Annotated in this window: 11 protein-coding genes; 10 read left to right on the forward strand and 1 reads right to left on the reverse strand. The window is 62.4% G+C overall.

Annotated features, from left to right (window positions below; translation table 11 throughout):
- On the forward strand, window positions 1-194 hold a 194-nt coding region (locus AC5Y49_RS24220; protein ID WP_499891922.1), incomplete at its 5' end, for a hypothetical protein.
- Window positions 195-676: 482 nt separating this feature from the next.
- Window positions 677-1033, forward strand: coding sequence for a hypothetical protein (locus AC5Y49_RS24225; RefSeq protein ID WP_499891923.1), 357 nt, complete (start codon window positions 677-679; stop codon window positions 1031-1033).
- Window positions 1034-1043: 10 nt separating this feature from the next.
- Here the strand turns inward: AC5Y49_RS24225 and AC5Y49_RS24230 are convergent, their stop codons facing one another.
- Complete coding sequence (locus AC5Y49_RS24230; protein WP_499891924.1) at window positions 1044-1421, reverse strand: hypothetical protein; 378 nt, start codon at window positions 1419-1421, stop codon at window positions 1044-1046.
- Window positions 1422-2109: 688 nt separating this feature from the next.
- On the opposite strand from AC5Y49_RS24230, the gene AC5Y49_RS24235 reads away from it, so the two are divergent.
- From AC5Y49_RS24235 to AC5Y49_RS24270, 8 genes are all read left to right on the forward strand, one after another.
- Window positions 2110-2667: a hypothetical protein gene (locus AC5Y49_RS24235; RefSeq protein ID WP_499891925.1), complete on the forward strand. Its 558-nt coding sequence runs from the start codon at window positions 2110-2112 to the stop codon at window positions 2665-2667.
- A gap of 112 nt (window positions 2668-2779) precedes the next feature.
- Complete coding sequence (locus AC5Y49_RS24240) at window positions 2780-3490, forward strand: TetR/AcrR family transcriptional regulator (RefSeq protein ID WP_499891926.1); 711 nt, start codon at window positions 2780-2782, stop codon at window positions 3488-3490.
- Window positions 3491-3740: 250 nt separating this feature from the next.
- Window positions 3741-4643 carry a metal-dependent hydrolase gene (locus AC5Y49_RS24245; RefSeq protein ID WP_499891931.1) on the forward strand — a complete coding sequence of 301 codons (903 nt, stop codon included), beginning with the start codon at window positions 3741-3743 and terminating at the stop codon, window positions 4641-4643.
- Between the two features lie 28 nt (window positions 4644-4671).
- On the forward strand, window positions 4672-5577 hold the full coding sequence (locus tag AC5Y49_RS24250) for a metal-dependent hydrolase (protein WP_499891927.1): 906 nt from the start codon (window positions 4672-4674) through the stop codon (window positions 5575-5577).
- 21 nt (window positions 5578-5598) lie between these two features.
- Window positions 5599-7176: a flavin-containing monooxygenase gene (locus tag AC5Y49_RS24255; protein WP_499891928.1), complete on the forward strand. Its 1578-nt coding sequence runs from the start codon at window positions 5599-5601 to the stop codon at window positions 7174-7176.
- On the forward strand, window positions 7173-8123 hold the full coding sequence (locus AC5Y49_RS24260) for an SDR family NAD(P)-dependent oxidoreductase (RefSeq protein ID WP_499891929.1): 951 nt from the start codon (window positions 7173-7175) through the stop codon (window positions 8121-8123). Before AC5Y49_RS24255 ends, AC5Y49_RS24260 begins: the two co-directional genes overlap by 4 nt.
- 128 nt (window positions 8124-8251) lie before the next feature.
- The gene (locus AC5Y49_RS24265; RefSeq protein ID WP_499891930.1) at window positions 8252-8872 is read left to right on the forward strand and encodes a thioesterase domain-containing protein; all 621 of its coding nucleotides are present in this window, start codon (window positions 8252-8254) and stop codon (window positions 8870-8872) included.
- 23 nt (window positions 8873-8895) lie between these two features.
- Entirely contained in the window at window positions 8896-9051 is a 156-nt protein-coding gene (locus tag AC5Y49_RS24270) for an alpha/beta fold hydrolase (protein WP_499891932.1), read from the forward strand.
- Window positions 9052-9286: the final 235 nt, after the last annotated feature.

Here is a 9286-nt window from a genome sequence, read left to right on the forward strand (position 1 = left end):
GCATCGACATCGAAACCGCAGGAGAGGCCGCTACGGCGCTGACGCGCCGCACGGCAACAAACAGGTCCGGGCAGATTCATGGCCGCCTGCGGGCACTTTCGTGTCCGCCGGTGGGCAGTTCTTATTGGCCGCTACTGGGCATTTTCATGTCCGCCAGTGGGCAGTTTTTCATGTCCGCCGACAGGTCCGGCTAGCGAGACGGGAAGGTGTACGCGAGGAACCAGCGGCTGAACGCCTCTCAAGACGAAAACACCAGCTCCAACCTGGCGGATGTGGGCTGGGCAGCGACGCGCACCCGCCCTGAGGGCGGGGAACTCGTGGGCCGGTTGATGTCGCCGGTTCGGAGGTCACGGTGAAGGTCTGCGGCGTAGCCGTGACGAGGTCGCAGGGGCATAGTTGGGCACCTCACCCGTCGATCGGTTGACAGTGAACACGGGAACTACCGCGCCGGTCCCCAGCCCGATCCGGCAGCCCGTCGGGCGGGAGGGGAAGGCAGTCGTCGGCTGATGCCGGGGTGGTGGGGCGGAGGAGCCGTAGTAGTCCGAGGCCGGGAAAGCCGGCCACATGGCGAAGGGCTCCAGCGGGTTCGCGGCAAGTACGCAGACTGTGGAGGTCACTTGTGAATACGAGTGCTTCGTGGCCCGATCCGGACACGGCGGAGCTGCGAGTACGCAGGATGCAGCGCAAGCTGCACCATTGGGCGGTTGATGCAACCGACCGCTGTTTCGATGATTTGTACAACCTCGTTTATGACCCGGACTTTCTCACCGTCGCGTGGGAGCGGGTGCGGACGAACAAGGGTGCGCGTTCTGCTGGAACCGATGGGATCGCACCGCGGTCTCTTGGTCCAGTGGAGGCGGCCGGACTGCTTCAGCGGCTCCGTCAGGAGCTCAAGGAGCGGAAGTTTCGACCGGACCCGGTGCGGGAGGTGACGATCCCGAAGGCGAACGGCAAGCTCCGCCGCCTGGGTATCGGGACGGATGTTTCATACTGCCCCTCCTGCAATCGCGAGTTGGGATGTTCTGACTGGTGATGGATGGTGACTACGCCGCCACCGTGGGGATCGACAACGGCCGCTGCTCGCTCGTGCCAGGCTTGGGAATCCACACCCGGCGCGTCGGCATCGGCCGATACGTCCCGTCCCGCAACTCGACGGCCAACTCGCCCAGCAGCCGGTCAATGCCGTACTCCTGTTCGATCTGGTCCAACGTGGTCTTATCGATGCCCGGTGCGCCGTTGTTGGCACGCACCGCAACCCACGCACGCCACAGAACGTCTCTGCGATAGACCTTGTCCCGCAACGCATGAAACCGCCGCCCGGGATCGGCCTTGGCCGCCCGGTAAAGCGCATGCTGCAGGGCACGAACCGGATCCGCAGGCACGGATCCCAACGCGGCGGAACTAGCCGAAACGGCACTCACCGGGCACCTCCACTACACGCACTACGCATCGACGAAGCAGCGGTCCTTCCCTCACCGGCGGTTGTGTTGTCCGCTCGGCTCAGCCAGTACTACGACCGCCTCCGACGCCCACCCGGCTGACAGCTCACTTCCCAGGTTCACTGGTTATAAAGCGCCGCGCTCCGGCAACACCATCCGCAGGTCACCGGGCCGGGGAGGGCCTCACCAGTTCCCGTCGCCACTATCCGAACGTTCCACGCCCCATACGCCGGGGAGTCCTTCAGCGCCTGCACATTCAGGTCTTCAGCGCCTTCCGTGGCCTTCACCCTGATTTCGGGGGCTCGGCACTCCCTGCATCCGCCCAAACGGGCGGACCTCTAACGACGCCGCAGGCTTCGCGTAATGCTGCGGACCGCTCGGTCGCTCCCCCTTGAAGGGCTTTCGACACTGGGCTTCGACCCGGCCCGTTTCCAGACCAAACCGCCAGTCTGCTACCGGGCCTCCTGACAGTTACCCGGACCGGACTTCCACCGGCAAGCGACGACGAGCTTACGACCAAAGATCACCTACACAAGCTCACCTCCGGTCTGCTGGTCGCGCGAAAAATCCGGGCTAACGTTTGCGGATAACTTAGCAAAATGTTAGTCAACTCTTAGGCGTGTCCACGCACGCCACACGGAGTGGATGCCCTGATGTCTCGCATGCTTCGGTGCGCGCGCAGCGACGGCTGACGATGACGGCCACCGCGTTCGCCACCGGCGCCGCTCCAGTGCACCAGCCAGCGCCTTCGGACGTCATTTCTGTTGTGCAGGTGCACGACGTCGCGCTGGCCAGCTTGGACTCCACGCAGTTCATCACATCCGTGGAGCTTGGCCTCGTCAACATCGTGCGCGACCTGGCGCGTGTGACGGGTTTCAATGAGCTGACTATCCCGGAGGCCGTCAAGGGCTTCGGGCTGGGCAGCCTGACACCGAATGAATTGTTGTCCTCTACCGGGCTCGGCCACGTGACATTGGTCCAGCTGAACCAGGTGACGGGCCTGTTCGGCCTGAACCAGAACCCGGTGCCGGTGTTGTTGGCCACCTTGGGATTAAGTGAAGACACGAACTTGAGCCAGTTTGCCAGCAGCTTGCCGCTCGGCCACCAGCCGTTGTCCGACGTTTACAACCTGCCCTGGGCATCACACCTAGCCCAAGGGGTTGAGGCCAACCTCCCTGTTCGGCACCATCAGACCGCGAATCAACGCGACTTTTTCAGGTCTTGGTAGCTAAGCTAGCCTAGAGCCAGCGTACCTGTGCGCGAGGTGCCTGGCGTGGCGTGCTGCCGATTTCCGCAGTGGCCTTATGCCTATGGATTAGAATGTAAAGGTGTCGATGAAAATGGCTGCTCGGGGTGTCCGTGCCGGGCGACAACTGCTACCGAAGTTGACCGGCGATGCCCGAACCGACCGTTGGCGTGAACATCGAGCTGCTGTGCGGGTCGATCTGATAGAGGCAATGCTTCGCGCCATCGACGAGCACGGCCCTGACCTGTCTATCGACGATGTCGTAAAGACCGCCGGGGTCCCTAGGCCGAAGCTGTATCGGTTCTTCGCCGACAAGGACGCCTTGTTCGCCGCTGCCGGCGAGCGAGTGCAGGAGATGATCATCGAGCAAGTCGTGCCGCAATTCGATGCCGCCCGCACGGCGCTGGAACTGGTCAGCTCACCGGTGGCCGCGTACGTCAGCCTTGTCGACGAGCGGCCCAACCTCTTTCGTTTCCTCGTGAACTCACATTTCAGGGACGGGCGTTCGCCAGCCGATTTGGTCGAGAGTGGCAGGCCGCTCTCGGACGCCACGGTGGATGTTTGGTCTGCCGCTATCCAGGCGCGTGGTGGCAAGGCCGCCAACTTTGAATATGTTGTGGATGCTGCTCTGGGAGCGGTGGGGCTTGGCGTGCTGCGCTGGCTGAATGCCCCGACGACCAGCAAGGATGCCCTTGTCGAAGAGCTGACCGCTTTTCTGTGGGGCGCTTTTTCGGCGGTTGCGGCGGCGCGCGGGGTAAACCTCGATCCCGACACGACGCTGGAAGCACTGGCCGAAGCCAACTGAGCGGCCGTTTTCCCAGGTTGGGCGGCGGGCGGTATCGATATGCCGGACCGCGTCGTAGTTGCCGTAGTTATTCGAACGGCGGCGTAGTGGCTTGAGGTCGCGTCTGCTTTCGTTATCTCCACGTCAATCGGTATCTGCGCGTCAACGCGGACCGGAGTCTTGCGCACCCTATCGGCCCGCAGTAGCGTGACGCTACGGATCGGGTACACTCAGTACCAGGAACTAGATGTTCGAGGAAGGGCTGTTAGTCATGACGAGCGACCACACCGGGCAAAGGGCCGTGACCGTTGCGAATGCGGCGAGCCCTGGATCCCGCTATCCGAAGACCCGGCGGATAAACTTCCCGTTTGGCGACGGCGACACACACGGCAAGTACTTCGTCAACGACGACATCGTGTTTAGCCACTTTGTGGCGAACCTATCGGGTGCTTTCCCGCCGGGGGAGGAGTTGTTCATTCGGTCGGTGCGCCGGTTCTCGGACGAGGTCACGGATCCCGCGTTGAAGAAGCGGGTGGCCGGATTCATCGGTCAGGAATCGGTCCACGGGCAGCAACATCGCCAGTTGAACGAGAAGATCATTGAGATGGGCTACCCGATCGCCTGGTGGGATTCGAAGAGGTTTAACGACTGGGTCAAACGTGTGGAGGAGTGGCTGCCCGCCCGGATTCCGCTGGCCGTGACAGCAGCCGCAGAACATTTCACCGCCGTACTGGCTGAACGCACCCTGGGCGACGAGGAGATCCAGGCGATCCCGGGCGAGCTGCAGGTATGGAACGTGCTGAACTGGCATGCGGTGGAGGAACTTGAGCACAAGTCGGTTGCATTCGATGTATTCCGCACGGTGGCGGGAGGTACGGAGCGGACGCGCAGGCGGGTGATGGCGGTGATGATCCCCCTTCTGCTTCTCCTCATAACCATCACGTTGGTGAACTCGGTCGCGCACGACCGGGATGGGCGTCGTCAGCCGCGACGGGTGGTTCGGGAGGCCTATCGGCTCTACCGTGGCCCTATATTCCGGGGTTTGATCCCAGACCTCGCGAAATACCTGCGACCGGGATTTCATCCTGACGACATCGACACGAACGCGTTGCTGGAGCGCTGGCAAGAGGAACTCTTCGGCACCGACGGAGAACTCGTCGGCTACCTGAAGTGATCGACGAACACCTTCAAAAGAGATTGCCATGGAAGCTAGTCAGGCAGTGGCTGTGAAACACGGAACAGCTACAGAGAAAGTGGCCCAGAGCGCGTATCCGAAAGTTCGGCGGATTGGGTTTTGGTTCGGCGACCCCCAGCCGATGAAACACCATTTCGTTGAGGGCGATATCGTGTTCAGTCACCTTGTGGCGTTGCTATCCGGCGTGTTTCCGCCGGGTGAGGAGTTGTTTATCAGGTCGGTTCGGCGCTTTGCCGACCAGGTGACCGATCCGGTGCTGAAGAAGCGGGTAGCCGGATTCATTGGCCAAGAGTCGGTGCACGGGCAGGAACACCGCCGGCTCAACGAGAAGCTGATCGAGATGGGCTACCCGTTTGTCCGGCTGTTTATGTTTGACCGCGACAGCCGCCGGGAGCGGTTGATCGTGCGGATCGAGAACTTGCTGCCCGCGCGGGTACCTCTGGCGATCACGGCGGCGGCCGAGCACTACACCGCGACGCTGGCTGAGCGGATGCTGGGCGAGGAGATACAAAAAATCCCTGGCGATCCCGAGGTGCGAAACCTGCTCAACTGGCACGCGGTGGAAGAGCTGGAACACAAGTCGGTGGCGTTCGACGTCTACCGGGCTGTCGGTGGGTCGGAATGGCTTCGGATCGGGGTGATGACGGTCCTGTACGTCCTGACGATCCCGGTGGTAACGGTCGGGGTGTTGTTGTCAATCGCAACGGACTCCAAGGGATGGCGTCCGATCAAAGTGGCGCGTCAAACGCGCGCGCTGTTCCGCGGCCCGCTGGTGCAGGGGCTGATGGCCGATGTGCGCGTGTACCTGAAGCCGGGCTTCCATCCCGAGGATGTCGACACGACCGCGCTAGTGCAGCAGTGGCGGCAGGAGCTGTTCGGCGACGACGGTACCCTCGTCGGCCACCTCAAGTAGCAGGAAGGCAACAGGTTCAAGTTGAGTACAACGATCGACATCGAGCAGTTACCCACCGCCGAACGTGTCACTCCCGACCATGAAGTCGTCGTCGTCGGAGCTGGATTCGGCGGTATCGGTACTGGTATCGCCCTGCAACGCAGAGGTATTCACGACTTCGTGATCGTCGACAAGTGGGATCAGGTAGGCGGTACCTGGCATGCGAACACGTATCCGGGTGTGGCGGTCGATATTCCCTCGTTTGTCTACAGCTTTTCCTACGAGCAGCGTGGTGATTGGTCGCGGATCTTCGCTCCGGGTGACGAGCTTCGCGATTACGCCAGCGACCTTGTGGACAAGTACGGCCTGCGTGAGAAGCTGCGGCTGAACACCACGATCACTTCGGCGGTGTTCGATGAACGCAATAGCCTATGGCGATTGACCACCGACGCTGACCAGGAGATCACCGGCCGATATGTCGTCATGGCGGTCGGTGGCCTGGAGCACCCGAAGATGCCCGATATCGCGGGTCTCGACGAGTTCGGGGGTGTGCTCATGCACACCGCGCTGTGGGATCATGACGTGGCGCTGGTGGGCAAGCGCGTCGCAGTGATCGGCACGGGCGCGACGGCGCTGCAGGTCCTCCCGTCCATTGTCGACGAAGTGGAACATTTGACCGTCTTCCAGCGGACACCGATCTGGGTGTTCCCCAAACCTGACAGGCAGATCGCGTCCGCCGGGCGCTGGATTCTGGGGCGTAAGCGAATCCGTTCGGCTATCCGCATGGTGGGCACTGTCGCCACCGAGATCGCGATGGCCGGGATGTGGGCTGGCCCGCGGTGGCTGACGAACGGAAGCCGCCGGATGCTTGAGGTACCTACTCGGCGGTGGATGCGCAGGCAGATCGATGACCCAGTCATTCGGGAAAAGCTGATCCCACGCTACGGGCTGGGCTGCAAGCGCCCGTCGATGTCAAACGACTACTTGCGTACCTTCAACCGCGACGACGTCAGCCTGATCACCGATGCCATTGAGTGCATCACCAAAAGGGGGGTGCGGACAGCCGACGGTGTGGAACACGAGATCGACGTGTTGATCTGCGCGACCGGGTTCAAGCTGTGGGACACGGGTGCGGTGCCTCCCTTCCTCGTCATCGGGAGGGACGGCCTCGATCTCGGGCAGTTCTGGGACGAGCAGAGATACCAGTCGTATCAAGGCGTTTCGGTTCCCGGGTTTCCGAACATGTTCTCCATCACCGGGCCGTACGGATTCGTGCTTGGCTCGTACTTGTGGATGATCGAAGCAACATCGGCTCATCTGAGCCGTGCCATAGCCGAGGCGAAGCGCCGCGGTGCGACGGTCTGCGAGGTTCGTCAGGAAGTCCACGTCGAGTATTTCCGGAAATGCCTGACGCGCCAAGAGAAGAACTTCCTGTTCACCCCGACGTGTGCGGGTTCGAACACCTACTACATCAACAGCCAGGGCGATTCACCGTTTCGGCCGTCGACGCACGGCGAAATGTACTGGCAAAACCGCCATTACGACCTTGATGTCTACCGATACAGTACAGGGGCTACGGTTCCGGACGCGGTCGCGGCCACGACGAAGGAGAGCGCGTGAAGTTCAACCGATTGCGGCCACGCGTGGTGGTGGTCACCGGGGCTGGAAGCGGGATTGGCCGGGCGACGGCGATCAGGTTCGCTAAACTCGGCGCCCATGTCGTGGTGTCGGACATCGATCTGGATGCGGCACAAGCGACCACGGCCATGATCCGCGGTCATGCCCGCAGCGCGTCGGCGGCGCAGTTGGACGTCACCGACCCCGATGCCTGGGAGACCTTCGCCCGCGACGTATTAGCCGATCACGGTTACGCCGATGTGCTGGTCAACAACGCAGGAATTGTGGTGGGCGGGCCATTTTTGGAGCTGAGTCCGTCGGATTGGGAACGCCAGCTTGGTGTGAACCTAATGAGTGTCGTCCACGGATGCCGTGTGTTCGGCGCCCAGATGGTCGAGCGCGGCGGTGGCCACATCGTCAACATCGCGTCGGCGGCGGCGTTCACACCCACACCGGTGATGTCGCCGTACTCGGTGTCCAAGGCGGGGGTGAAGATGCTGACGGAGTGCCTGCGGCTCGAACTCGGACCGAAAGGCATCGGCGTCAGCGCGGTGTGCCCGGGTGTGATCAACACCAACATCGCTGATCGCGCGATCGTTGTCGGCGTCGGTCAGGAGGTGATCGAACAGGGAAAGCAGTTCAGCAAGAAGCTCCAGGAATTTAGCGAAAAGTTTCGAGTCTCGCCGATGAGCCCCGATCTGGTCGCTCGTGCCGCCGTGCGCGCTGTACGGTTTGATCTCGCGGTCGTGCCGGTGCGCACCGAGGCCTGGTTGGGGTACTTCATGCTCCGCATCGCCCCTGGTGTCAACCGCCGTATGACGCAGCCATTCTCGGTGGACGCGTTGCAGCGGCTGGGCGCTCGCCTGTCAAAGACAGGGGGTGCTACGAGCCAGGCTGAGCTGACCGCCAGTCAAGCCGACGCGGCACCCGTCGTCAACACGGGAAAGTAGGGTGCGGATGTCAGGGGCCGATCCGACGTGTTGTGCCGTCAACCTACCCTGCAGCTCGGTGGCGTGTGGCTGCACGTCACTGAGTGGGGTTCAACTGAGCCGGATGTGACGGTCGTCCTCACGCACGGTTGGACGTTGTCGAGCCACATTCTGGGAAGACGTCGCCGCCTCGCTGGTCAAGGCGGATCCGGCGTTGCGCGTGGTTGCCTATGACCATCGGGGGCCATGGCGATTCGGCGCGAGCGCCGACCGCGTCGGTCGAGCAGCTTGCCGACGACTTGGCCGCCGTTGTTGCACAGCTGGTTCCGGATGGGCCGATCGTTTTCGGCGGTCACTCTCTAGGCGGAATGACACTGAGATTGCATTGGCGCAGAGCCATCCCGCCGTCGTCGCGCAACGTGCCGCCGCAGTGGCATTCGTCGCGACCAGCGCGGGCGACCTGCTGGGCGCGATCAGAAGGATTCCGGGGGGCCGAGCACGCCATGAAAGCGGTGCTGATGCTGACGGCTCGGCTCGGCTCAAAATACCCCAGTAAGCCGCTGTTCCTGCTGCGGCAAGTCGCGCGAGGCGCATTCGGCAAACATCCGCGACGCTACGATATGAACCGCGTCATCGTACAAACCGCGCAAAGCGACCCCCGCGCGGTCGCTGCCCTGGGTGCCTCGATACTGCAACACAATCGATACGACGCCGTGCCCGGGTTTCGCGACCTCGACGCCGTCGTCATGGCCGGACCAGGGACCCGCTGACCCCGCCGAGTCATGCCCGGCGGATCGCCGACCAGCTTCCCGACTGCCAGGTGGTCGTCTTCGGCGGCGCCGGCCACTTTTTGCCATACGAACGTCACGAAGCCGTCACGGCACATCTTCTGAATTTGACGGCCAAAGCCCGTACAGGGACGCCGGATTGGGCGCATACGGCTGGATGAATCCGTGCGCACGCAGCGTGTGCTCAAGATAATTAAGACGAGCGCTGACCCTTGGCCCCATCTTTATATCTTTATCTTTGCGATAGCCTGCAGACCTAACTACTGAGGGACTGTGGACGTGGATAGGCGGGCATCAAACCGGGTCTTCCCGGGACGACATGCCGGGGGTCCATCACTGGGCAAATGACAAAACCCTCTGCTGAAAGTGGTCCCGTCAGCGTGGCGGTCGACGGGT

The organism is Mycobacterium sp. NGS62, assembly GCF_059812285.1.